The sequence below is a fragment of the Pseudomonas sp. UTLPPB19802 genome, from assembly GCF_059730225.1.
The window spans coordinates 7269037-7293320 of the sequence record NZ_AP048545.1; the positions used below are offsets into that span (position 1 = coordinate 7269037).

Here is a 24284-nt window from a genome sequence, read left to right on the forward strand (position 1 = left end):
GGTGCGTTTCTCCCGTGATCGGGACAACCACGACATCAAACGGGACAACCCGTCGGCTCATTCATGCGGTACTGCCGCGGCGTATGCCCCAGCTCGCGCTTGAACACCGCGGCAAAGGCGCTGGCGCTCTGGTAGCCGAACTCGAGCGCCACATCCAGGATCGACGCGCCCTGGGCCAGGCTTTGCTGGCTGAGCACCAGCCGCGCGCGGGTTCGCCACTCGCCGAAGGACATCGCCAGCTCGCGCTGGAACAACCGGGCGAAGGTCCGCGAGCTCATGTTCAGTTGGGCGCCGCATTGTTCCAGCGTCCACTCTTGGGCGGGCTGGTCGATGAAGCGCGTGCACAGGGCGCGCAGGCGGGCATCACGGGGCGCCGGGATATACAGGTCGACCTGCCGGGCAGACTGCAATTCCAGCAGGATCAACGCGCCAAGATGGTAGCGCTGCTCCTCGGCACCGCCTCGGGCCGAAGCGAGGATCAATTCGCGCAACAGGTTCGACACCTGGATCACCTGGCATTGGGCCGCGACCACCGGATGCAGCGCCGGATCAATCAACAGCGTGCGCATGCGCACCTCGCCGCTCATGCGAATCTCATGGGCGACGCCGGCCGGAACCCACAGCGCATGGCCACTGGGAATGGCCCAACTGCCCTGCTCCGTGCACACGTACATCACGCCCCGGGTCGCATAGACCAGTTGCGCTTCATTGTGACAATGGCTGCCCACCACCTCGCCGTGTTGATAATCGCTGATCAGGGTCTGCATGTTTCGCCTCTCGCCCACGCCGTCCAGGCCCATTCGATAGAACCCATGCTATCCAACCGCGACGGCAGGCGATTGCCAAGATGCCCCGGCATTCAGGAAAAACTGCGGCAAAATCGCTCAAACAACGCGCAATGGCGAGATCGCTTGCCCATGGCGACAAACGCCCAGGAAAGCGATCACGTCACGCCCGTCGTTTCAACGACTGTTCTTCAACCCGTGTCGCGTTGCGTACCGCTCCAGCGCCAGATCGATCAGTCGGCTGACCAGCTCACTGTAGGTCATCCCTGCCGCCTGCCAGAGCTTGGGGTACATGCTGATGCGAGTGAAGCCAGGCAGCGAGTTGATCTCGTTGATCAAGACGTCGCCGTTGTCGCTGAGGAACACATCGACGCGGGCCAGGCCGGAGCAACCGAGTACCTGGAACGCTTCGAGCGCCACGCTGCGAATACGCTCGCTGGCCTGCTCGCTGATAGCCGCTGGCACCACGACTTCAGCAGCCTGGGCGTCGATGTACTTGCTGTCGTAGGAATAGAAACCACTGCGCACGACGATTTCACCGCAACCGCTGGCGATCGGATGGTCGTTTCCGAGGATCGCGCATTCGATCTCACGACCGCTGACCGCCGACTCCACCAACACCTTCTCGTCGAACTCCAGGGCCAGCGCCATCGCCGCCTGGAACTGCTCGGCATCCTCGACCTTGCTTACGCCCACCGAGGAACCCTGATTGGCCGGCTTGATGAACATCGGCAGGCCAAGCTTCGCCTGGGCCTGGTCAAAGTCCAGCCGCGCAGCCGTGACACGGTTGACGGTGATGAACGGGGTCACCGCCAGGCCGGCGTCACGCAGCAGGCGCTTGCTGATGTCCTTGTCCATGCACACGGCCGAACCGAGCACATCGGAGCCGACAAACGGCAGGTCGGCCATGCGCAACAGGCCCTGCAGGCAGCCGTCTTCGCCAAGGGTGCCGTGGACGATCGGGAAGATCACGTCGACCTGCTCCAGCAAGGCCTGGCTGCCGGTCTCGACCAGTGGCTGGCCGGCCCTGCCCGGTACCACCGCCAGCTCGCGGTTGGACTGGTTCAGCGCGATCAGCGCCGGGTTCTCGGCATTGAGCAGGAAATTGGAGCTGTCGTTGAGGTGCCAGCGCCCCTGCTTGTCGATACCGACCAGCACCGGTTCGAAGCGTTCGCGGTCCAGCGCATCGACCACGTTTTTCGCCGATTGCAGCGACACCTCGTGTTCCGCGCCCAGCCCACCGAAAATAATCCCGACTCGCAACCTGCCCATCATCCAGCCTCGTTTCCCAATGCGTTTACGGGAGACCTCTCCCTCAGTGCGCAGCCTATGCGCAAGCCGTGAAATCCGCATCCCCCCATCACCGATCCGGCTCGCCGGTGCGGCCCTTCATCACGGCTGGCAAGCGTCGCGACGGCCATTCAATAGGCATCCTTCCAATGCACGTTCACCGTCTGGGTACCCTTGCCCTCGATGACGATATTCTGCCGGATTTCATGCCCGTCATGGCTGCCGATGACCTGATAGTGCCCCATCGGTAGCTTCACGTAGACCAGCGGGCCAACCTGGACCAGACTCAGCACCGACTCGCCACTGGCCTTGTTGATCGTGATGTTCACATCGGCCAGGTACTTGTCCTGCGGCCCTGTGGAAGAAACGACATGCAGGTTGTAGCCGCGGGTCTGGGCCATTGCTTTCAACTCATCCTCGCCAATGCCACCGCTAAGGTATTCCACGCCGTTCTGCTGCTGGGGCGCCAGTTGCACCGCCTGCATGTCGATCGGCTCGCTGCTGGCAGGGGCCGCCTGCGCGCGGATGGCTCCCGTGGCCAGCAGCATGACAGCCAGCGCCACGAACAAGGGGGAACGTATGGACAACATGAGAAACACTCCCGGCCCCGAGGGGCCCGAGCCGCACTCTTGCACTCGGCAAACGGAGCATTGCCGCCTTTTGCCATGGCCAGGCATGCAACCGGGTGACGGGCCAAGAGTGCGAATGCATCGCCGACCGGATTCAACTGCGCGCCAGTTACCCTGCAAGTCTAGTCGGCGGGCCAAAAAAAACGCCCGATGCTGGGCACCAGGCGTTTTTTTCACACAACTGCGAACCGCTCGGTTTAACCGGCCAGCAGTATGCTCAGATCCAGATACCCATCCTTCAATGGCGGGCACCAGTAGTAGCCACCGGTGATCGGCCGGCTGAAACGGTAGAGGGCATCGACAATGCCGTCTTCCGCGCCGCTCATGCGCCGCAACTGGGCCTCGAAGGCGTCGAGGGTGCAACCGAACGCAGTGAACATCAGGCCGGCCCCGTGCTCGTTCGCCCATGGCATGGAGCGGCGCACGACAAACGCCTCGGGGGCGAAGCTTTCCTGAGCGGTGCGCTTGACGTGGGCCGACTCCGGCGCATCGTCCAATTCCTCGTTGTCGCTCTTGCGACGGCCCATGATGTTGTCCTGCTCATGGGACGGCATGGCGGCAAAGCCATCCAGGTCGTGCTGCCACTGCTGGATCGCGACGAAGCTGCCGCCACGCAGGCCGGCGACATCCCCCGCGGCGATCCCCGCCACGACGGCAGCCTCGTCCACCGGGTTCTCGGTACCATCCTCGTAGCCGGTCAGGTCATGGCCGGTCTTGTAGCGGAAGGCCTCGGTCATCTGCACACATTTCAGTGCCGGAGCCAGCGCCAGTTCCAGTTCACGGCTGCGATGCAGCAGCTCGCCCCGGTCCTCGCCATGTAGCCAGCACCACAGCGCCTGCTGGGTGGAAGGGTTATCCACAGCCGCGCCACTGATCACCGGGAACGCCCGCAGCCCCTCGACACGAGCCCCCAGCGCCTGTACCAGCGACTCGCCAAAACCGACCACGGCGTTTTTCCCATCCACCAGCTGCGAAAGCTTGTCGAGCGCAGCCGGCAGCGCCTCGACGGACTCCAGGACGAAAAACAGATGGCGTGCCTGAGGCGGCACAGGCTTGGCGAGGATGCCGGGCTGGTAGTGACTCATGGGAGCTCCTTTGGGAAAGGCGCAAGTTTACCTGTGTTATGGCGACCGCGCTTGCGTGGAAGCGCTGAGTCGAGTGTGAGTGCTCGCGGATGATTGAGCGCCTGAGAGCCGTGTGATCTGATGCACGCCAAGGCTGACCAGGCCCCACTACGCCCACTCCTCAGCAGGACGACAACGATGCCGCAGTCCCGAAACGAACGCTTCGCCCAGGTTGCCGATCAGCTCGGCCACAGTTTCGAAGGCGAAATGAAGATTGGCGGCAACTATGTGCCGGCGGTGCAGAATGACCTCGAGATCTATGTCAGCGGGCAGATTCCGCGTATCGACAACACGGTGATGGTCACCGGTCGGGTGGGCACGCAGACCAGCCTGGAACAGGCCCGGCACGGCGCCCGGATCAGCACCATGCGCGCCCTGGCGATTCTGCGGCAGATGCTCGATGGCGACCTGGAGCGCATCCGCAGGATCCTGCGGATCAGCGTCTACGTGCAAAGCGCCGAGGACTTCACCCAGCAGAGTGAAGTCGCCGATGGGGCTTCGGAGGTGCTGTACAGCATTTTCGGCGAAGCCGGGGTGCATACCCGGACTTCGGTCGGGGTGTTCCAGTTGCCGAAGAATGCCTCGGTAGAAATCGATATGGTGGTGGCGCTCAAACCCTGAGCCCGCGACGGACGGCGCACGGGCTGACCGCTCTTGCGCCGCCAGCCCACCTGATCAGGTGCTCAACTGGTTGGCGAACTGCCCGACTGCGCTGACCACCCGCTGGGCGCCGTCCTGGATCTCGACGATCACCGAACCGGCCTCGGCCGCCAGTGCCAGGCCTTCCTCGGCCTGGGTCTTGCCACTGTTCATCAGCGACACCGCGTCACGGGCCATGTCCTGGTTCTGGCGCACCACCGTGACGATTTCGTCGGTCGCCTGGCTGGTTCGCGAAGCCAACTGACGGACCTCATCGGCCACCACCGCGAAACCACGCCCCTGCTCGCCGGCCCGCGCCGCCTCGATGGCCGCGTTCAGTGCCAGCAGGTTGGTCTGTTCGGCGATGCCGCTGATGGTCTTGACGATGGTGCCAATCACTTGCGACTGGGCGTTGAGCGCCTCGATCCCCTCTCCGGCGTGTTGCATGTGCTGGGCCAGGTCGCGCATCACGTCGACCGCCTGGGTCACCACCGTGGTGCCGCGCTGGGCACTGGCGTCGGTCTGCAGCGACGTGCTGTAGGCGATATTCGCCGCCTCGGCCACTGCCTGCTCCTGATTCACCTGGTCGGTGATCACCGTGGCGAACTTCACCACCTTGTAAAGCCGCTCGTTGGAATCGAGTACCGGATTGTAGGAGGCCTCCAGCCAGACCACCCGGCCATGGCTGTCCACGCGCTTGAAGCGACCGGCGATGAACTCGCCGGCATTCAGACGTTTCCAGAACGCCTGGTACTCGGGACTCCTGGCCTCCCCCGGTTCGCAGAACAGGCTGTGATGCTTGCCCTTGATCTGCGCCAGGCTGTAGCCCATGCCATTGAGGAAACGGTCGTTGGCGGTCAGTACCTCCCCATCCAGGTTGAATTCGATCACTGCCGTGGACCGCAGCAACGCACCGATCAGGTTCTCATGTTCGCGAGAACTTTCGATGGTGCGAGTCAGGTCGTTGGAATAGATCGAGAAATGCCTGACTCGACCATCGGCACCACGGATCGGCTGCATGATCGAACGCAGCCAGGCTTCCTGGCCATTGCCGCGCAACAGACGGATGGCGCCACTGAAATGTTCGGCGCGGGCCAGGGCATTCTTGAAGCGCTGGTGAAAGTCCGAGCCTTTCAGGTATGCCGGCACGAAGTCGTCGAAATGCCGACCGACCAGCGCACTGCTCTGGTGGAGCATTTCCTTGATGAAATTCTGGTTGACGGAATGGATGCGGCCATCGGCGTCCAGGGTGAGTACGAGCATTTCCTGTTCAAGACTCTCCCTGACCTGCTGGAGACTGGACAATTCTTCGCGAAGAGCCGACAGCTCCTGCTTCAAGCGTTTGTTGAACATGGTGTGCACCGATGGCAAGGGGAAGTAGCGCTATCTGTAATTTTCATCGGCTACCGAGAGTTTTTCTGAAGGATTATTCCGAGTTATTTAGCACGCCAGACCGCTCGGCTAACCGATGGAATTTTTCCGGCACAGGGGGATCACTTCAGAACAACAGGGAGGAGTTTCAGATCCATGAGCACGGCAAAACTATTCGTAATCGACTACACCCTTCACGGTACCCCCAAGTCCTTCGTCATTCGCAGCGAGCGCATGGACAATGCCGAGGCCTGGCACTGGGCCAGCTGCGATGCTGGCGTCGGCAGGATAGGCAGGTTCGGTCGCGAACAGGTGAAAAAGACCAGCAAGCCAATGGCCGAGAAATTCGGCATCGAGGCGGTCAGTTGGCGTCAGGCCTGATAAAACCCAGGCTGTCCAGTTCCACCAGCGTGAAACCACCATCGCTCCAGCCGCCCGTGTCGATGTGATAGACATTGCCCAGCACTGTGGGCTGGCGTTGCGTGGTGTGTCCGACCAGCACTGCCCGCACCTCGCGAATACCGCTGGCGTCATGGTTTCTCACACGGCGGCGTGACCACAGACAGACCTCTTCCACCGCGATCTCGACCAGGGAGTTCCCCAGCAGGTAATCACGCAGGGCTGTCCAGGTCTCGAAGGGACTGTCGGCATGAACCAGCCCCACCGGCCCAAGCCGGGTCTCGACCTCCAAGGCAATCGGCAGTTGGGCAAAGCGCTCGGCAAACAGACGCTGTTGCTTCGGGCTGCTGTCGAGAAACCATCCGCCGCCACTGGCGCGGTACATCTCGCGGTCCAGCGTCAGGCCCTGCGCATGCTGGATCGCCAGCGCTTCGTGATTGCCCTGCACCGCGGCAAACCACGGCCGCTCCAACCACTCCAGGGCCTGCTCGCTCTGTGGCCCACGGTCGACCAGGTCTCCGACGCTGAACAGACGATCGCACTCGGGGTTGAACTGCACCTGGTCCAAGATCGCCTGCAGCCGACCGAAATGCCCGTGGATATCACCGACGGCAAAGTCCCGCCCCAGGGTATTGAGCGGATAGTGTGCAAATCCAGCCATGAACCGTTGATCCTCTACCCAATGCAGGCCTGCGCGAGCTGCGGCTCAGAACACCCACACCGGCAGATGTCGCTTGAGTGGCAGTTCGTCGAGGCCGCCCTCCAAAGGTACGCCTTCGACTTGCCGTTGGTAATGAATCGTACGAAATACCGCGCTCTTGAGGGAAGAGGACTCAAGCACGGACCCCGTCTGCGTCACGGGGGTGATCGTCTGCGCAATCCTGGGGCGCAACACCTGGCGATGCTGGGGTCTATCGGTCGGGCCAATGCCCGGGGTCGCCAGGAAACAGCCGCAGGCAATGCCGACGGCCAGAAGGACACGAAAATCCATTTCGATATGCCTCTTGGGGAAAATGCCCGAACCGACGCCGCCACTCCGTGCGTTGTGCTGTCCGGGATGTCAGAACCTCGCCCCCTCGAAAATCCGGGAGTCTTCTACCGGGCCTCAATGCCCGGTACACGCCTGCGAATCGGCACTCATCGCGATCCGCCCACCAAAATACAGCGCCGTGAACGAGCCCACCGCACCCATGACCAGGCAATATCCCACGCAAACCCAGGGGCTCCAGGGCATCAGGCCGATCAGCAGCAACGGCGTGGTGCTCGCCCAGAGAGCGTAGGCAATATTATAGGTGAACGAAATACCGGATACGCGGATGCGGCTGGGGAACAACCTGACCATCACCGACGGCACCGCGCCGACCACGCCACAGGCCAATCCGGCCACTGCATAGGCCAGGCTGATCCAGGCCCCGCCACTGATCAGACAGGCATAAAGCAGGCCGATGCCCACCGGCAGCAGCAGGCTGTAGAACAACACTGCACGCCAGGCGCCGATGCGGTCGGCCAGGAGGCCGGCAAGCACACAGCCGATGTTCAGGAAGACGATCCCCAGGCTGCTCAGGGCAAAGGTATGGCTGGCCGTCATGCCGAAGCTTTTCTGCATGACTGTCGGGGTAATCACCACCAGCACCACCACCGCCGAGGTCAGCACGCAGGTCAGCAGCATCGCCGGGAAGATCGAACGCCGATAGTCGCGCAGCACCGTTCGCAGCGGCAGCTCGCCGCCTGCCTCGCGCTGGGCCTGCAAGGCCATGAACACCGGAGTTTCACTGAGCCAGCGGCGCAGCCAGACGCCAATCACGCCGAACACCCCACCAAGCAGAAATGGAAACCGCCAGGCGAAGTCGAGGATCTCCGCCGGGCTATAGACCCGCGCCAACAGGGTCGCGGTCAGCGCCCCCAACAGGTAACCGAAAGTCAGCCCGGCCTGCAGCACACCCAGGGCATAACCCCGATGCGCAGGCGGCGCATGCTCGGCGACGAACACCCAGGCACTGGGCACCTCGCCGCCCACCGCAGCCCCCTGCAGCACGCGTAGCAACAGCAGCAGCAAGGGCGCCCAGTAACCGATCTGCGCGTAGGTCGGCATCACCCCGATCAACAGGCAGGGCAAGGCCATCATCAGGATGCTCAGGCTGAACACCCGCTTGCGCCCGAGGCGATCGGCGAAATGCGCCATGAGAATGCCGCCCAGCGGGCGCGCCAGATAGCCGGTGACGAAAATCCCGAAGCTTTGCAGCAACCGCAGCCATTCGGGCATTTGCGCCGGAAAGAACAGTTGGCTGAGGGTCAGGGCGAAAAACACGAAAATGATGAAGTCGTAGATTTCCAGCGCGCCGCCCAATGCCGCCAGGCCCAGGGTCTTGTAGTCGGACCGGGAAAAGCGACGGTTTCGCGGATAGGAGTCAACGGTCATAAAGAACTCGGAATAGCGTATTCGGAGACAGCCCACGGCTGCCCAAACTGTACAAAAAACATACAAGCGCGCCGAGGCATCAGCCGGCACGCAAGGGGCAAAGATTAGTGCACCCAGCGGGGACTACAATCAAAAACCTGCCACCGGGTCACTTTTTAGCAGAAATATGCGTGACGGGTTCCGTTTTTCGACAATCTGCGCCCATTCGTGCTGTTGTCGGCAACACTTTGCAGCAAGCGACGAATACCGCATTCTTGAGCGGTTCCGGTCGCCTCCATCGGGGCGACTGTCCTCCTTACAACCATAAGAAAAACGAGGTACTTCCGTGGCTGCCGATCTCGATGAAAGCCGCTATGCCCGCTTTGCCCTGCGCTGCTCGAATTGGGCCGAGCGCTGGTTTCCCGACTCCTGGGTGTTCGCCGCACTGGCGGTGATCGTCGTCGCCCTGGGCACCCTGGCCATGGGCGCCAAGCCGACCGATGCCGCCATGGCCTTCGGCGACGGCTTCTGGAGTCTGATTCCGTTCACCATGCAGATGGCCTTCGTGGTCATCGGCGGCTATGTGGTCGCCAGTTCGCCCCCCGCAGTGAGACTGATCGACCGTCTGGCGCGCATCCCCGGCAACGGCCGCTCCGCCGTGGCCTGGGTGGCACTGATCTCGATGGTCGCCTCGCTGCTCAACTGGGGCCTGTCGCTGGTGTTCGGCGGCCTGCTGGTACGGGCTCTCGCCCGTCGCACCGACCTGCACATGGACTACCGCGCCGCCGGCGCCGCTGCCTACCTCGGACTCGGCGCCGTGTGGGCCCTGGGCCTGTCGTCATCCGCCGCGCAATTGCAGGCCAACCCGGCCAGCCTGCCGCCGTCGATCCTGTCAATCACCGGCGTCATTCCCTTCACCCAGACCATTTTCCTCTGGCAGTCCGGGGCGCTGCTGCTGGCGCTGATCGTGGTTTCGCTGGTGATTGCCTACGCCACCGCGCCCGGCCCGAACTCGGCCCGCGATGCAAAGGCCTGCGGCGTCGACCCAAGCTTCAACCTGCCACCACTGAGCCCGCGTACCCGGCCTGGCGAATGGCTCGAACACAGCCCGCTGCTGACCCTGCTGCTGGCAGCACTGGCCGCCGGCTGGCTGTTCCACGAGTTCTCGACCAAGCCGGCGATCAGCGCCATCTCCGGCCTGAACACCTACAATTTCCTGTTCCTGATGGTTGGCGCATTGCTGCACTGGCGCCCGCGCAGTTTCCTCGATGCGGTAGCGCGGGCCGTGCCGACCACCACCGGGGTGCTGATCCAGTTCCCGCTGTACGGCTCCATCGCCGCGCTGATGACCACGGTCAAGGGCACCGACGCCCAGACCCTGGCGCACCATATCTCGACCTTCTTCACCCAGATCGCCTCCCATGACACCTATGCCCTGCTGATGGGTGTGTATTCGGCGGTGCTGGGCTTCTTCATCCCGTCCGGTGGCGGCAAGTGGATCATCGAGGCGCCCTATGTGATGCAGGTCGCCAATGACCTCAAGTATCACCTGGGCTGGGCCGTGCAGATCTACAACGCCGCCGAGGCGCTGCCGAACCTGATCAACCCGTTCTATATGTTGCCGTTGCTCGGCGTACTGGGCCTGAAGGCACGGGACCTGATCGGTTTCTCCTTCGTGCAGTTGCTGGTGCATGCGCCGCTGGTGTTGCTGCTGCTGTGGGCACTGGGAACGACCCTGGCCTATAGCGGGCCGGTCATGCCCTGACGGCAATCCAAGCTGGCTGATCATCGCCTGATGATCAGCCAGCCCCGCATCCTCCTCCAGCACAACGCCAGCACTTTCCTCGTCCTCGACAACAGGCATACTGCAAGGCCCGACGCAGAGCGGTCGTCGCCGTTCTGTCATATTGCGTTGCTAGCGTGCGATGCGAAATATTTTGTTACGTCTAACCCAGCCAGCAGGAACCCAGGATGAGTGACGAGAAAGACCTCGAGCAGTCGCCGGCAGTCGATGCCGATACCCCCACCAATACCAGTCGCCGCCGTTTCCTCGGTGGCGTCGCCGTGCTGGGGGCTGGCGCGACCCTGAGTGCCTGTGGCTCGCCTGGCGAGCCGGGCAAGCAGCCCGAGGCCAGGGAACTGTCCGGTACCGCGCTGGACAAGGCGTTGCAGGACCAGGTCAAGACCGTGGTGGTGATCTACGCCGAAAACCGCAGTTTCAATAACCTGTTCGGCGATTTCCCAGGCGTCGAGAAACCGTTGTCGGCGCTCAGGCCAGCCGACTACCAGCAGTACGACCGTGACGGCAGCCTGTTGCAGACCCTGCCGCCAGCCTGGGGCGGTGTGCTGCAGGTCGGCCCGCAAAGCCTCGACGGGGTGACCTATCCGGTGGACACCCAGTTCCAGGAGAACCTGCCCAACGCACCCTACGCCCTCAAGGGCCCGAATGGTGAAGACCTGCCCCTGGGCGTGGTCACCCGCGACCTGTGGCACGTGTTCTACCAGAACCAGATGCAGATCAACGGTGGCAAGAACGACCGTTTCGTCGCCTGGGCCGACTCCGGCGGCCTGACCATGGGCTACTACGCCCAGACCCGTTACTCACTGCGCCTGTGGGACGTGGCGAAGGAATTCGTGCTCTGCGACAACTTCTTCCAGGGCGCCTTCGGCGGTTCGTTCCTCAACCACCAGTACCTGATCAGTGCCAAGGTGCCGTTCTACCCGGATGCTGCCAACTCGGTGGCCAAGCCGCAGATCGCCAAGGTGCAGAGCGACGATCCGACCGACCCGCGCCTGATGCCTTTGGAGAAATCCCCGGCCAGCGCCATGAGCGGCCCGCCGCAGTTCGGCCCGAGCGCGCTGACGCCCGACGGCTACGCGGTGAACACCATGGCACCGCCCTACTGGCCGACCTGGATCCGCGACCCCGAGCGCCCCGACTACGCCAAGCCGGACCTGCCGACCGTGCTGGTGCCGCAGACCCACGAGCACATCGGCGACAAGCTGTCGAAGAAGAACATCGACTGGGCCTGGTACGCCGGCGCCTGGCAGGTGACTCTGGAGCAGTTCAAGGACTCGGGCGGCATTCCGAAAATTCCGAACTTCCAGTACCACCACCAGCCGTTCAACTACTTCACCCGCCAGGGCCCGGAGAATCCCGCAGAACGTGCCAAACGCCTGCGTGATGGCGGCCTGGGCGACGAGACCGGCACCAACAGGTTCCTCGCCGACGCAGCGGCCGGCAAGCTGCCGGCAGTAACCTTCTACAAGCCCCAGGGCAACCTCAACATGCATGCCGGTTATGCCGACGTGGCTGCGGGCGACCGGCATATCGTGCGGGCCTTGAAGGTGCTGCGCGAAAGCCCGCAGTGGCAGAACATGGTGGTGGTGGTCACGGTCGACGAGAACGGCGGCTGGTGGGACCACGTGGCACCGCCCAAGGGCGACCGCTGGGGACCGGGCACGCGGATTCCGGCGCTGGTGGTGTCGCCGTTTGCACGCAAGGGTACGGTGGACCACACCGTGTATGACACCGCGTCGATCCTGCGCCTGATCACCCGGGTGTTCCAGCTGGAGAAGCTCGATGGCCTCAAGGAACGCGATGATGCGATGACCGCGCGGGGGCAGAAGCCGATGGGCGACCTGACCAACGCGCTGCGGTTTACCGCCTGATCGCGTCTCCTGGTGGGAGCCGGCTTGCTGACGATAGCGCCCTCGGCAGCGCCGGCATCTTTTCGATGGCCGCCTTCGGCGGATCGCCAGCAAGCCGGCTCCCACAATTCCAGCGATAGCGCGGGCATTGACGCGGAGCCAAGCCCGCTCCCAACAATAATAGCCAACTGCCATCACCCTCTTTACCCCCTCCTCACTCCGGTAATATCCTGAGCGGATTATTTCTGTTTCAGCTTTTTACCGACCGGAAGGGAGTTCAGCGCAATGATCGTAGGGATCGACCTGGGAACCACCAACAGCCTCGTCGCCGTGTGGCGCACGGAGGCCAGCGAACTGGTGCCCAATGCACTCGGCCAGTTCCTCACGCCGAGCGTGGTCGGTCTCGATGACGAGGGGCGGATTCTCGTCGGCCAGGCCGCCAGGGAGCGCCTGCATACCCATCCGCGCAGCACCACCGCGCTGTTCAAGCGCCACATGGGCAGCGCCCAGGAAGTGCGTCTGGGTGATCGGCTGTTCCGTCCCGAGGAGCTTTCCGCGCTGGTGCTGAAGAGCCTCAAGGAAGATGTCGAACGCGCCTACGGTGAAACCGTGCACGAAGCGGTGATCAGCGTTCCGGCCTATTTCAGCGATGCCCAGCGCAAGGCCACGCGGATCGCCGGCGAACTGGCCGGGCTCAAGGTCGACAAACTGATCAACGAACCCACAGCCGCTGCCCTCGCCTATGGCCTGCACCAACGGGACAAGGAAACCTCGTTCCTGGTCTTCGACCTTGGCGGTGGCACCTTTGACGTGTCGATCCTCGAACTGTTCGATGGGGTGATGGAGGTTCGCGCCAGTGCAGGCGACAACTTCCTCGGCGGCGAGGATTTCGACACGGTGCTGCTCGAGCGATTCGTCGACAGCCAGCGCAACGCCGCCGACTTCCCCGACCGGGCCAGCGTGATCCAGCCCCTGCGCCGCGAGGCCGAGCGCGTACGCAAGCTGCTCGGCCAGGAACAGAGTGCCGAGTTCACCTTGCGCATCGATGGCCGCCAATGGAGCCATACCTTCACCCAGCAGCAATTGGCCGAGCTCTACGCGCCGCTGCTGGAGCGCCTGCGCGGACCGATCGAGCGCGCCCTGCGCGATGCCCGTATCCGTGTCAGTGACCTGGATGAAATCCTCCTGGTCGGTGGTACCACCCGCATGCCGCTGGTGCGCAAGCTGGCGGCTGGGCTGTTCGGGCGGTTCCCGTCCATCAGCCTCAACCCCGATGAAGTGGTGGCCCATGGCGCGGCGGTCCAGGCGGCGCTGAAGGCCCGTTCGGCCGCCCTCGAAGAAGTGGTGTTGACTGACGTCTGCTCCTACACCCTGGGTATCGAAACGTCCCAGCAATACGGCCAGCAGATCGAAAGCGGCCACTACCTGCCGATCATCGAGCGCAACAGCATCGTTCCGGTCAGCCGGGTCAAGACCGTCTGCACCCTGCATGACAACCAGGAAGTGGTGAAGCTGAAGATCTACCAGGGCGAAAGCCGCCTGGTGCGCGACAACGTCTTCCTCGGCGAACTGGAAATGCCGGTGCCCAAGCGCCAGGCCGGCGAGGTCTCGCTGGATGTACGCTTCACCTACGACAACAACGGCCTGCTGGAAGCCCAGGTCACCGTGCCGCTGACCAACGAACAGCGCTCACTGGTGATCGAGAACAACCCCGGCGTGCTCTCGCCCGAGGAGATCCAGCAACGCCTGCAGGCCCTGAGCCTGCTCAAGGTGCACCCACGCGACCAGCAAGTGAACACCGTGCTCACCGCCCGGCTGGAGCGCCTCTACCAGGAAAGCCTGGGCGACTTGCGCGAGCGTATCGGCCAGTGGGCCGGGCAATTCCAGCAGGTGCTGGAAACCCAGGACGAACGGCAGATTCGCGAGGCACGCAATGAACTGACCGAGTGCCTGAACCGGCTCGACAACGGCGTCTGGCACTGAGGAAGTTGCGAAATGGACTGTTGGGCGATACTGCAACTGGCTGAAGACGCCGATCAGCGCAGCATCAAGCGCAGCTACGCGCGGCTGCTGAAAAGCACCCGGCCGGACGAGGATGCCGAAGGTTTCCAGCGCCTGCGCGAGGCGTATGAGCAGGCATTGGAGATCGCCCGCTGGCGCGATGACGATGAATACGCCGAGGCCCCCCTGGCCGCTTCCGCCGTCGAGTCGAGCGAAGACGAGCGACACGTTCCCGCGCAGCGGGCAGATACCCAGCCCGCCACCCAGGCTGTCACCGACCGCATAGAGTTCCTGGTGGCCGGGCTCACCGCGCAGAACCTGCCCCAGCGCTGGGAACAGGCCCGCCAGCTGGATTGCACCGAGGCCTTTGAGCAGATGCTGCTGCAACTGTGCTTCGAACAGCCGGGGCTGCGCAACCCGGTCGCGGCGTGGGCGGTTCGAGAACTGGAATGGCTGACGCCCTGGCAGGCAGCCAGGATGACGCCGTCCCAGGCAGAGGCGTTGTCCGGCGGCTTGCTGCAGGAATACCGACAGGCTCTGCAGGACCTGCTCGAAGTCGGCCAGGAACGCGAGTTCGTCAGTCGCCTGAAAGACTACAGCGAGCAACCCTGGCTGAAAGTCTTCGACCGGCGACGGGAATGGCAGCACATCATCCTGCAACTGCTGCATGAAACCCGCTGGAGCCTGCCGATGTTCGAGCGGGTCTGCCAACTGTTCGACTGGGATGACCGCAAGGGCAACACGCCAGAACCGCAATGGACCTGGCGGGCCCTGATGGAGCGCTGCGAACAGGAAAGTTTTTATCAGCAACTGCTGGCCAAGGCGCAGGCGCCGAATCCCTGGAGCCCCGACCAACTGGCCGCGCACCTGCTGCTGATGCCGCTGACCAGCGCCCAACAGATGGTCCTGTACCAGCGTTTCGAGGGCGCGGAATGGCAAGCCTGCCGCCAACTGGCCGAAACGCTCGCCTACCAATACCCCGCCCTGCTTGAACGCCTGCCCCAACCGGACGTGTTTTTCTGGTGGAAATTCACCCCGCGCCCGGTCCCGGACAACAGCTGGAGCTGGCTGTGGGCCGCCTCGGCACTGACCCTGCTCCTGCATTTCCTGCCGCAACTGGCGCACAAGGTCCTGCGTAGCGAGCCGATCTGGATCACTTTGTTCCTGGCGGGCACCTGGGCGTTGATTCCGGTCTGGGCGGGCCGCTTCCTGATGCCCCGCTGGCTGACCCTCTGCTCGAAGTTCTTCGTCCTGGATGTGCAACTGAGCCAGCGCCTGCTCCCACAAAGGCTCAACCCCGATGGTTACTGGCTGTTACTGCGCCACGGTGTGCCCCAGGCGATTCTCGGCCTATGCTTCTGGACCGCACTGGGTGGATTGGGGCTCGGCACCTTTGTCGGTGTCGGCCTGATCGGGTTGTTCGATCAGCAGCGCCGCGGAGCCGAGAAACCGACATCCGGCTGGAAGCAGCCGCTGCAGGCGATCTTGCACTGGGCGAATTGGAGCCCGCTGCAACTGGGCTTTTTCGTGATCATGCTGATCGCGACCGTGGCCTGTATTTTTGCCTACCCGGGTTTTCCGCTGACTCGCCCGAGCTAGCGGGCCCGGCCCCGGCCGGAGCGGCACCCGAAGCAACGCTGTACCCGTATGAACCTACCCCCTCAAGGGGCCTCACGCTGAAAAGGATCTGAGCATGTCGAAACTCGCAGTGACCCTCACTCTCGCCGCCCTCGGTCTGGGCACAAGCGCCGCATACGCCGATGTCGACCTGAAACTGGGCAGTACCGAACGGGTCACCCAACTGTTCGCCTATCCCAACAACTGCAACGTGATCTGCTATCGCAACTGGACGCTGGAGCAGACCGCCGAACACTACCTGAACCAGAGCGTGCAACGCGACGGCTACAGCAACGCCAAGGTGACGGTAAAGACCGACAACGGCCAGCTCTACGCGCACTTCAGCGGCGTTCCGGATGGCTACGACAAACCGCTGGCCGCCCTGCTCGACGCGGGCGACCTGGCGTACAAGGGCGCCTCGAAACTCAATGCCGACGGCAAGTGGGAATACAGCTGGTACCTGTTCCTGCCGCTGGGCATGGCCCTAGACAACCGCAAGAGCGTCGAGCTGCTGCACTTCCCGCCGGATTATTCGCTGACCCAGGCCCAGGACTACCTGGAATCGAAGACTACCGACCGCTGGGCCGAACTGCTGACCGACAACGGCATTCCCAAGGAGCAGACGCCCGGCTACCAGACCATCATCGACATCGCGCCGATTGCCGCGCCCGCCAGCGCCGGCAGTACCCTGGAAGGCGTCTATGGCTACTTCACCGACTACCAGACCACCATGGTCAAGGAAGTCAGCGTGACCGCCAAGGGCACGGCCCTGCCGATGGTGGCCTTCGGTGCACCGGTACGTAACTGGATCAAGCAGCAGTATGGCGCCACGGTTGCGGTACTCGGCCTGGCCGAGATCAGCCCGGCGGCCGGGGTGAAGGTGCCGGTGCTGGGCTCCAACCACCCGAGCTACATCTGGTACGCGGCCGACCCGTCGAACTACAACGGCGACCAGGCCAAGGCCGACGCGGCCGGCCTGAAAGTCATGGGCCAGGACCTGAGCGCGGCCTGCTGGCAGGCGGGCATGGGCCAGAAGCCAGGCAGCGATCCGCAGGCGCAGCTCACCAGTTGCACCCAGAACTGGCAAGTGACCAACAAGGAAAAAACCTGCGAACTGTTCTATGTCTCGGTGCGCAACCTGAGCGAGGCCGATGCGCAGAAGAAATGCACGACGCCGACGGTCAAGACCCAGCTCAAGCAACTGCGTGAGCCGGCGCCGAAACCGACGGTCGAAGCGCCGCATATCTAGTCACCGGCAACCGCTCCCTTGTGGTGAGCGGGTTTGCCCGCGCTCGGCTGCGAAGCAGTCGTAAAACCTGTGATTGCGCTTTGTCAGACAGCACAAGGTCACAGGTTTCAGGGCCGCTAGGCGCCCCAGCGCGGGCAAGCCCGCTACAAGGTTGACCCGGCGTCAGGGCGCGCCGACCGGCCGCAGCCGATACTGCGGTGGCAGTTGTTCGAAGCCACTGATGGTGGTGTCCAGGCTCTTCCAACGCCCATCCTTGATCCCGTAGATGCAACCATGCACCGACAGGCCCTGGCCGCGATGCCAGGCGTTCTGGACGATGCTGGTATGGGCGACGTTGGCCACCTGCTGGATGACGTTCAGCTCACACAGGCGATCGACCTGCTCTTCCTCGGTCGGCAGTTTCGCCAGCGCTTCACGGTTCTCGTAGTAGAGGTCGCGAATGGAGCGCAGCCAGCCATCGATCAGGCCGAACTGGCGATCCTGCATCGACGCACGGACACCGCCACAACCGTAGTGGCCGGTGACCAGGATATGCTTGACCTTGAGCACGTCCACCGCGTACTGGATCACCGACAGGCAGTTGAGGTCGGTATGCAGCACCACGTTGGCCACGTTACGGTGGACAAACAGGTCGCCGGGCAACATGCCGACGATCTCGTTGGCCGGTACGCGGGCATCGGAACAGCCGATCCAGAGGAACTCAGGCGTCTGTTGGCGTGCCAGCTTGGCGAAGAACTCCGGGTCCTCTTCCTTGATCGCAGCGGCCCAGCGCTCGTTGTTATCAATCAGGTCTTGTAGTTCGTTCATGCTGTGAAGCCTCGAGAATGATGCACTGAGTCTCTGACAACCGCCCCGCGCCCAAGGTCACGCCGACTTGCCGGCGATGTCGCGGGCAGACAGATCAGTCGACCAGCGTTGCGGCCATCACCAGCGCATCCTCGCGTCCACCAACCGCCGGGTAGTAGTCGCGACGCCGTCCGACCTCATTGAAACCATAGCGTTCATACAACCGGTAGGCTGTCTGGTTGCTGTCGCGAACCTCCAGGAAACACTCGCGGGCGCCCATGCCGTAGGCCTGCGTCATCAGCTCTTCAAGCAGGCGCAGGCCGAGGCCACGACCCTGGTTTTCCGGTTTGACGGTGATATTCAGCAGGTGCGCCTCATCGATGATCACCTGGATCACCCCGTGCCCGACCTGCTGGTTGCCCTCGAACATCAGCCAGACCTTGTAGGACTTCAGGGCGTCGGTAAAGATGCCGCGGGTCCAGGGGTGGCTGAACGCCGCGTATTCGATCTTCAGGATCGCATCCAGGTCCGCCTCGGTGGCCAGGCGAAAATTTACCGCATCACTCATCGTTGTGTTTCCAGCGCGCCATCAGCCGACGCATGGCTTGCCAGACATCCGCCTTGCGCTGCGGCTCGTCCATCAGTAATTCCAGGCCAGGCAGCGCCCAGGCCGAGCCCAGGCCTTCGACCTGCAGCTCGCGGTTGTAGGATTGTTCATCGGCTTCACCGGCGAAACGCACCGCCGGCAGGCCGACCAGCCACAGACAGGCGCACTCGCCCTCTTCCAGGCGCGCCTGAACAAAACCCTGGACGAACTCGCGGGCGACGTCCGGCCCCTGGTCCAGGTTGCCGCGGGCCAGCAACGGCCAACGCACCGGCTCGCCGATGATCTGCGGTGCATCCGGCAAACCGGCGGCGCGCAGCATGTCCTTGAGCAGCAGGTAGGACGGATCGCGGCTCTGGAACGGCTGGCCGGTGACCAGTTCGACCAGCAGCAGGCAGCGCCCGGCCCGCAACAATTGCAGGGAAAAACGCGGTGGTGGCACCGGCGGCGCCTTGACCGGCGCGGGCACCTCGTCTGCCGCGACCTGTGGCTTGCTTTCGGCACGAGGGCTCGATGTCGGCCGAGGCACCTCGATTTTCGGGCGTTCGGCGGACCTGGCCAACGGCTCCGCGGCCTTGCGCACTTCAGCGGTCGGCGTCACGGGCTCGCGCGGCGCCTCGACCAGCGGCTCAGGCTCGACAAACAGCTCCGGACGCGACGGTGCGGCGAACGGCAGCTCGGTGCGGGGCAGCCAATGGACCACCTGCATGGCGGTCAGATAGGCGCGGCGACGGGACTCGATCAACAAGGGACGGCCATCTGTGGATAAGTTCAGGGCGCTGATTCTACCGCCGTTCGGCCAAGATCGCCCGCAGTTGATCGCAATAACATCGCGCCTCTGATCGCCTGCGGGTCAACAGGCCGTTTCATGCAGTACAATCTCCCCCTTTTTCAATTTGCCAATCAGTCGGCCATTCCCATGATCGAACCCAAGCGCGTCTTGCGCGCCCTCGCCGAACACTGGGCGCTCCTGGAGCCTCTGTGCGAACACTTCGACCAAGGCACCCTGAGCCTTGGCGAACTGCGTCAACAGTTGGCCGCCCAGCAGCTGGAAAGCACGCCCCAGGACATCACCAGCCTGCTGGACGTGTGGATCCGCCTCGACATCCTGGTGCCGGTGGCGAAAAGCCCGAACCGCTTCGAGTTGAACGCGCAGATCCATGATTTCCTGGCCTACCTGCGCCGCGAACACCGCCTCGGCCTGTGCCTGGAGATCGAAGCCTACCTGCGCCACCTCGAACGCCTGGCCGGCTATATCCAGGACGCCTTCGATATTCGCGACGGCAACGACCTGGCGCGCCAGTTGCGGCTGCTCGACATGCGGGTGCGCGACGTATTGAAAAAGCTCGCCAACGACGAACAGGCACTGGTGGCCGTCGCCGAACGGGCCAAGACCAGCGACCGGCAGATTCCGCTGCGCCAGCGCTACGCCGAGGTCCTGGCGACCTGGGACGAGTACGTCGAGCCGATGATCCAGCTGGTGAATGCCGACGGGGCCTTCGAACAGGGCGTGCGCAAGGTCGAGAACGTCCTGCTGCGCATGCTCAGCGAGCAGCAGCGCCTGGGTCACCTGGTGGACGACGACATGCTGCTGCGCACCCACGCACGAATCCTCGAAATGCAGACCAGCGCCCAGCTGACCCTGCGCCACGCCCGCGAACTGCTGCTGCCGCTACGCGAAGAAGCCCGCCGGCACAACGCCGTGACCCGCGGCGCGGCCCTTGCGCTGTCGATGATCCGCCGCAAGGGTATCGACGCCGTGCCGCAGGCGGCCATGCCGATGTTCACCCGCCCGCAGAGCACCTTCCTCGGCAGCTCCGGCCAGGTCGAGGCCTATGTCTATGCCTTGGCCCGCTTCGAAGCCAAGCCTTCGCGCTTCCCCAAGGCGCATAAGGCAAGCCGCGGCGGCGATTCGCCACGCGCACCGCGCACGGTCAAGGAGATGCTCGAGCGCTGCACCGACGCCCTGCCGATGCCGGACCTGATGAGCTGGCTGCTGGAACAGGAGCCGGACGGCGCCACCGATGAATTGCTCTACTGGTTCTCGCGCCTGTCGCGGGAGAAGCGTTTCCAGCGCGAGCGTCTCGAACGCCGCGACTACTACACACAGGAGCACCTGGTCAGCCTGCGCTCCTTCGCCCTGCTCTCGCGTGTCGAAGACAGCGCCGAGAATTCCGCGAGCACACCTCATGCATCTTGATCTTTCCGAACTGTCCCAGCTGGCGCCGATCTTTCGCGAGCTGTTCAAGGGTTACCACATCAGCCGCCGCGACCCGGAGCTGTACGCGCAACTGTCGAACTGCCAGGACCAGTACCGCACGCTGTTCAAGGCGCTCGGTTTCGAGCTGGTCTGCGACACCCGCGGCTTCTACTACTTCGTCCCGGACAACGCCACCGCGCAGGTGAACAAGACCGCCCAGCGCCTGGCGCTGTTCACCTTCATCCTGGTCGAACACCTGGCCGACCAGGGCCGCGACCCGATCGCCGTGCTCGACGGCGGCAGCCTCGGCCGTGACGAGTTGCCATCGCTGCTGGAGAAATACCGCGACCTGTTCGTCCAGGCCGAAGTCACCACCCAGGACGAGCTGGAAGAAAAGATCATGCGCCGCATGACCCAGCTCGGCTTCGCCCTCGAAGAGCCGGGCCTGTTCCGCTTCCTGCCGCCGATGCACCGTTTCCTCGATGTCTGCCTTTCGGTCCAGCAGGACCGCGACATGGCCGCCAGCCTGCACAGCGTGCTGCCGCTGCCGACGCCGGTGATCGTCGACGAGGACAGCGACGAGAAACTCCTGGAGACCGACGATCCGCTGGACCTCAGCGAGTTCGGCCCGGAACAGGAAGAAAGTGAAGAAGACGCGCTGGCCCGTGCCATCGCCGACGAGCAACAGGAGATGGATGCATGAGCCAGGAACGCTACGGCATTCGCCGCTTCGCCCTGTTGAACACCGCCGGCTACAGCCTCGGGCTGTTCCCGCTGGAAAACCCGCTGTCGGTGTACGGGGCGAACAACCTCGGCAAGTCGGCGTCGATCAACGCCCTGCAGTTCCCGATCCTGGCGCGCATGTCGGACATGAGCTTCGGCAAGTACAGCCTGGAACAGTCGCGCCGCTTCTACTTCGCCAGCGACACCAGCTACATCCTCGTCGAAGTCTCCCTGCCCCACGGCCCGCACGTGATCGGCGTGGTCGGACGCGGCCCGGGCGGCGGCTTCGGCCACCAGTTCTTCGCGTATGCCGGGCAACTGGACCTGGCGCACTACCAGAAGGACGACACCTGCCTGCGCCAGAAGGAGCTGTTCAACAACCTCGAGCGCAACGGCCTGAAGGCCTACGAACTCAAGCCTGATGAATTGCGTCGGTTGCTGGTGGGCGGGCACACCTCGATCCCGCTGGACCTGACCCTGATCCCGCTGCGTTCCACCAGCGAGCAAAGCCTGAAGACCTTCCGCGCACTGTTCATCAACCTGCTGCACATGCGCGAAATCACCGCGGCCAAGCTCAAGCAGCTGTTCCTCGACGCCTTCGAGCACAGCCTGCGTTCCGGCAGCGTCGACTACATCGCCGCCTGCGAGGAAGCGTTCCGCGACGTGCGACGCATGGAACAGGACTACAACTCGCTGGTCGCCGCCGGCCCGCTGGTCGAGGCCCTGGCCGCCGGGGTGCGCCAGCGCGACGTACTGCGCGGCAAGCTGCACCGCATCTCGCCGCTGCTGGACTCGCTGCTGGGCACCTGGTCGGACTACGCCAGTGCCCGCAAGGAAGAACTGGTGATCCAGTCCGAGCACTACCGCCGCGAACAGGACGCGCTGCAGAACGACCAGCGTGGCGGAACCCAGGAGCTGATGCGCCTGGAGCGGGAAATCAGCGGCATCCAGCGCTGGCTCGGCGAACTCTCGGTGCTCAAGCACCGCTTTGCCCTGGTCGACGACGTCAAGGTGCTGGAACAGCAACTGCTGGCCGCCAAGGATGCCCACGACGAACTCGCCGGTGCCCTTGCCCAGTCCCGCCAATTCAGTGCCGAGGATCTGGAAGAGCGCCTGCGCGATCTGGAAAAGCGCCTGAAGTCGGTTCGCCAGCAACTCGATCACGCCGACAACAACAGCTATGCGCGTCTGCGCGAAGAGTTCTCGCAGCAGGACGTCGAACGCCTGATGCGCCTGTTCAACAGCTCGCTCTTCAGCCTGCCGCTGGGCGAGCATGGCATTGCCCTCGACGACGACGGCGAGTGGGTCAAGTCGCTGGAACTGATCCTCGACGGTTTCAAGGGCGAGCGTTTCGTCGTTCCGGGCCTGTCGATCGACCTGTCGCACATCGAACCACCGGCGCTGCAGGCCCTGGCTGACCGCGCCGCCCTGCGCGACCAGAAGGAGCGCCTGGAAAAGGAACTCAAGCAGCTCAAGACCCAGCAGGCCGTGGCCGCCGACCGCGCGGCGAGCAAGTCGCAGACCGAAGCACTGTACCAGCAGGTACTGGATGCGCAGAAGGCGCTGGAAGACTTCCGCCGTGCCGAGACCCTGAGCGCCGAGGAAGGCGACAAGCTGGAACAGCTGGCGCAGATGGAAGCCGCCCAGGACGAACTCAAGCGTTCCAGCGATGCCTTCACCGAGCGCGTCCAGCAACTGTCGGCCAAGCTGCAACTGGTCGGCCGGCAGATCGGCGACATGGAAGCCAAGCAGCGTACCCTCGACGATGCCCTGCGCCGTCGTCAGTTGCTGCCGGCAGACCTGCCGTTCGGGACTCCGTTCATGGACCCGGTCGACGACTCCATGGACAACCTGCTGCCGCTGCTCAACGACTACCAGGACAGCTGGCAGGGCCTGCAGCGGGTCGATGGGCAGATAGAGGCACTGTATGCCCAGGTCCGCCTCAAGGGCGTGGCCAAGTTCGACAGCGAGGATGACGTCGAGCGCCGCCTGCAACTGCTGATCAACGCCTATGACCACCGTACCGATGAAGCGCTGACCCTGGGTAAGGCCCGTCGCGCGGCAGTCACTGATATCGCCCGGACTTTGCGTAACATCCGCAGCGACTACGACAGCCTTGAACACCAGCTGGCGTTGTTCAACCGCGAGATCAACAAGCGCCAGGTGTCCAACCTGCAGAGTTTCCGCATCGTCCTGGCGCCGAACAAGGAAGCGCTCAAGCACATTGACCAGATCATCCACAGCGCCGGCCAGTACGAGGAAGGCGAAACGCTGTCGGTGTTCGACCTGAGCCAGAGTGCCGAGCAGGACAACAAGAACGAAGAGGCCAAGGAGTACCTGGCCCGACTGGTGGCGGCCAACCACAACCAGCTGGGCCTGAAGGACCTTTTCGAACTGGCGTTCGAGATCACCAAGGTCCATGGCCAGCCGGTGATCCATACCGACATCGATGGCGCGGCGTCCAACGGCACCACCATGACCATCAAGGCGCTGACCAACATGTACCTGTTGCTGCACCTGATGGACCGCGACCTGGCTGGCCGCGTGCGGTTGCCGTACTACCTCGACGAGGCGGCGGACATCGACGAACGCAACCAGGCGGCTCTACTGGAGACCAGTCTGCAGCTGGGCTTCGTGCCGATCCTGGCAAGCGTGAAGCCGCAGGTCTCGGCCCATGTGGCCATCGACCTGGAAGGCGGCAGCGGCCCGAACGGCATCTACATCGACGAGGCGGACTGGAAGTACATCCGTCGCCTGGATCAGGTACGGGCCACGCAGAATAGCGAGGCCGCAGAGCCGGAACTGGACGAGGCCTGAT

At 63.7% G+C, this 24284-nt stretch carries 21 protein-coding genes and 1 pseudogene; 10 read left to right on the forward strand and 12 right to left on the reverse strand.

Features of this window, described 5'->3' with window-relative positions; translation table 11 throughout:
- Positions 1–35 precede the first annotated feature (35 nt).
- The 4 genes from AC6I6U_RS32190 to AC6I6U_RS32205 form a co-directional block, all read right to left on the reverse strand.
- Complete coding sequence (locus tag AC6I6U_RS32190) at positions 36–767, reverse strand: AraC family transcriptional regulator (protein WP_497879951.1); 732 nt, start codon at positions 765–767, stop codon at positions 36–38.
- Between the two features lie 195 nt (positions 768–962).
- Positions 963–2057, reverse strand: a complete 1095-nt coding sequence (ddlA, locus tag AC6I6U_RS32195) for a D-alanine--D-alanine ligase (RefSeq protein WP_497879952.1) — start codon at positions 2055–2057, stop codon at positions 963–965.
- A 149-nt stretch (positions 2058–2206) separates the two neighbouring features.
- Positions 2207–2665 (reverse strand): carboxypeptidase regulatory-like domain-containing protein, encoded by a 459-nt coding sequence (locus tag AC6I6U_RS32200; RefSeq protein ID WP_497879953.1) that lies wholly within the window; start codon positions 2663–2665, stop codon positions 2207–2209.
- A gap of 236 nt (positions 2666–2901) precedes the next feature.
- Entirely contained in the window at positions 2902–3789 is an 888-nt protein-coding gene (locus AC6I6U_RS32205; protein WP_497879954.1) for a Dyp-type peroxidase, read from the reverse strand.
- Between the two features lie 177 nt (positions 3790–3966).
- Between AC6I6U_RS32205 and AC6I6U_RS32210 the strand changes: the two genes are divergently transcribed.
- Complete coding sequence (locus AC6I6U_RS32210; RefSeq protein WP_497879955.1) at positions 3967–4449, forward strand: RidA family protein; 483 nt, start codon at positions 3967–3969, stop codon at positions 4447–4449.
- 54 nt (positions 4450–4503) lie between these two features.
- Here AC6I6U_RS32210 and AC6I6U_RS32215 read toward each other — a convergent pair whose 3' ends face one another.
- Both AC6I6U_RS32215 and AC6I6U_RS32220 read right to left on the reverse strand, forming a co-directional pair.
- Complete coding sequence (locus tag AC6I6U_RS32215) at positions 4504–4935, reverse strand: methyl-accepting chemotaxis protein (RefSeq protein WP_497883154.1); 432 nt, start codon at positions 4933–4935, stop codon at positions 4504–4506.
- A 108-nt stretch (positions 4936–5043) separates the two neighbouring features.
- Positions 5044–5820, reverse strand: a pseudogene (locus AC6I6U_RS32220) (PAS domain-containing protein); the annotation flags it as partial.
- Positions 5821–5994: 174 nt separating this feature from the next.
- Between AC6I6U_RS32220 and AC6I6U_RS32225 the strand changes: the two are divergent.
- Positions 5995–6219 (forward strand): DUF6555 family protein, encoded by a 225-nt coding sequence (locus tag AC6I6U_RS32225; protein WP_497879956.1) that lies wholly within the window; start codon positions 5995–5997, stop codon positions 6217–6219.
- Here the strand turns inward: AC6I6U_RS32225 and AC6I6U_RS32230 are convergent.
- The 3 genes from AC6I6U_RS32230 to AC6I6U_RS32240 all read right to left on the reverse strand — a co-directional run bounded on the left by AC6I6U_RS32230 (position 6200) and on the right by AC6I6U_RS32240 (position 8656).
- Complete coding sequence (locus tag AC6I6U_RS32230; protein ID WP_497879957.1) at positions 6200–6898, reverse strand: metallophosphoesterase; 699 nt, start codon at positions 6896–6898, stop codon at positions 6200–6202. The genes AC6I6U_RS32225 and AC6I6U_RS32230 overlap by 20 nt on opposite strands.
- Before the next feature lie 45 nt (positions 6899–6943).
- Positions 6944–7228, reverse strand: coding sequence for a hypothetical protein (locus AC6I6U_RS32235; RefSeq protein WP_497879958.1), 285 nt, complete (start codon positions 7226–7228; stop codon positions 6944–6946).
- 114 nt (positions 7229–7342) lie between these two features.
- On the reverse strand, positions 7343–8656 hold the full coding sequence (locus AC6I6U_RS32240) for an MFS transporter (protein WP_497879959.1): 1314 nt from the start codon (positions 8654–8656) through the stop codon (positions 7343–7345).
- A gap of 325 nt (positions 8657–8981) precedes the next feature.
- On the opposite strand from AC6I6U_RS32240, the gene AC6I6U_RS32245 reads away from it, so the two are divergent.
- From AC6I6U_RS32245 to AC6I6U_RS32265, 5 genes are all read left to right on the forward strand, one after another.
- Positions 8982–10400 carry a short-chain fatty acid transporter gene (locus AC6I6U_RS32245; protein ID WP_497879960.1) on the forward strand — a complete coding sequence of 473 codons (1419 nt, stop codon included), beginning with the start codon at positions 8982–8984 and terminating at the stop codon, positions 10398–10400.
- A gap of 206 nt (positions 10401–10606) precedes the next feature.
- Positions 10607–12307, forward strand: a complete 1701-nt coding sequence (locus AC6I6U_RS32250; RefSeq protein WP_497879961.1) for an acid phosphatase — start codon at positions 10607–10609, stop codon at positions 12305–12307.
- A gap of 264 nt (positions 12308–12571) precedes the next feature.
- Entirely contained in the window at positions 12572–14269 is a 1698-nt protein-coding gene (locus tag AC6I6U_RS32255) for a molecular chaperone HscC (RefSeq protein WP_497879962.1), read from the forward strand.
- Positions 14270–14281: 12 nt separating this feature from the next.
- Positions 14282–15886, forward strand: coding sequence for a J domain-containing protein (locus AC6I6U_RS32260; RefSeq protein WP_497879963.1), 1605 nt, complete (start codon positions 14282–14284; stop codon positions 15884–15886).
- A gap of 94 nt (positions 15887–15980) precedes the next feature.
- A complete protein-coding gene (locus AC6I6U_RS32265) occupies positions 15981–17153 on the forward strand; it encodes a hypothetical protein (protein ID WP_497879964.1) in 1173 nt (390 codons plus the stop codon).
- A gap of 162 nt (positions 17154–17315) precedes the next feature.
- Here the strand turns inward: AC6I6U_RS32265 and can are convergent, their stop codons facing one another.
- The 3 genes from can to AC6I6U_RS32280 all read right to left on the reverse strand — a co-directional run bounded on the left by can (position 17316) and on the right by AC6I6U_RS32280 (position 19291).
- The gene (gene can / locus AC6I6U_RS32270) at positions 17316–17960 is read right to left on the reverse strand and encodes a carbonate dehydratase (RefSeq protein ID WP_497879965.1); all 645 of its coding nucleotides are present in this window, start codon (positions 17958–17960) and stop codon (positions 17316–17318) included.
- 94 nt (positions 17961–18054) lie between these two features.
- Positions 18055–18507 (reverse strand): ribosomal protein S18-alanine N-acetyltransferase, encoded by a 453-nt coding sequence (rimI, locus tag AC6I6U_RS32275; protein WP_497879966.1) that lies wholly within the window; start codon positions 18505–18507, stop codon positions 18055–18057.
- On the reverse strand, positions 18500–19291 hold the full coding sequence (locus tag AC6I6U_RS32280; RefSeq protein WP_497879967.1) for an energy transducer TonB: 792 nt from the start codon (positions 19289–19291) through the stop codon (positions 18500–18502). Before AC6I6U_RS32280 ends, rimI begins: the two co-directional genes overlap by 8 nt.
- A gap of 171 nt (positions 19292–19462) precedes the next feature.
- Here AC6I6U_RS32280 and mksB point away from each other — a divergent pair, with 171 nt between their 5' ends.
- The 3 genes from mksB to mksF are packed head-to-tail and all read left to right on the forward strand — an operon-like array spanning position 19463 to position 24283.
- Positions 19463–20743 carry an Mks condensin complex protein MksB gene (gene mksB / locus AC6I6U_RS32285; protein WP_497879968.1) on the forward strand — a complete coding sequence of 427 codons (1281 nt, stop codon included), beginning with the start codon at positions 19463–19465 and terminating at the stop codon, positions 20741–20743.
- A complete protein-coding gene (gene mksE / locus AC6I6U_RS32290) occupies positions 20733–21446 on the forward strand; it encodes an Mks condensin complex protein MksE (protein WP_497879969.1) in 714 nt (237 codons plus the stop codon). Before mksB ends, mksE begins: the two co-directional genes overlap by 11 nt.
- Positions 21443–24283, forward strand: coding sequence for an Mks condensin complex protein MksF (gene mksF / locus AC6I6U_RS32295; RefSeq protein ID WP_497879970.1), 2841 nt, complete (start codon positions 21443–21445; stop codon positions 24281–24283). Before mksE ends, mksF begins: the two co-directional genes overlap by 4 nt.
- Position 24284 lies beyond the last annotated feature (1 nt).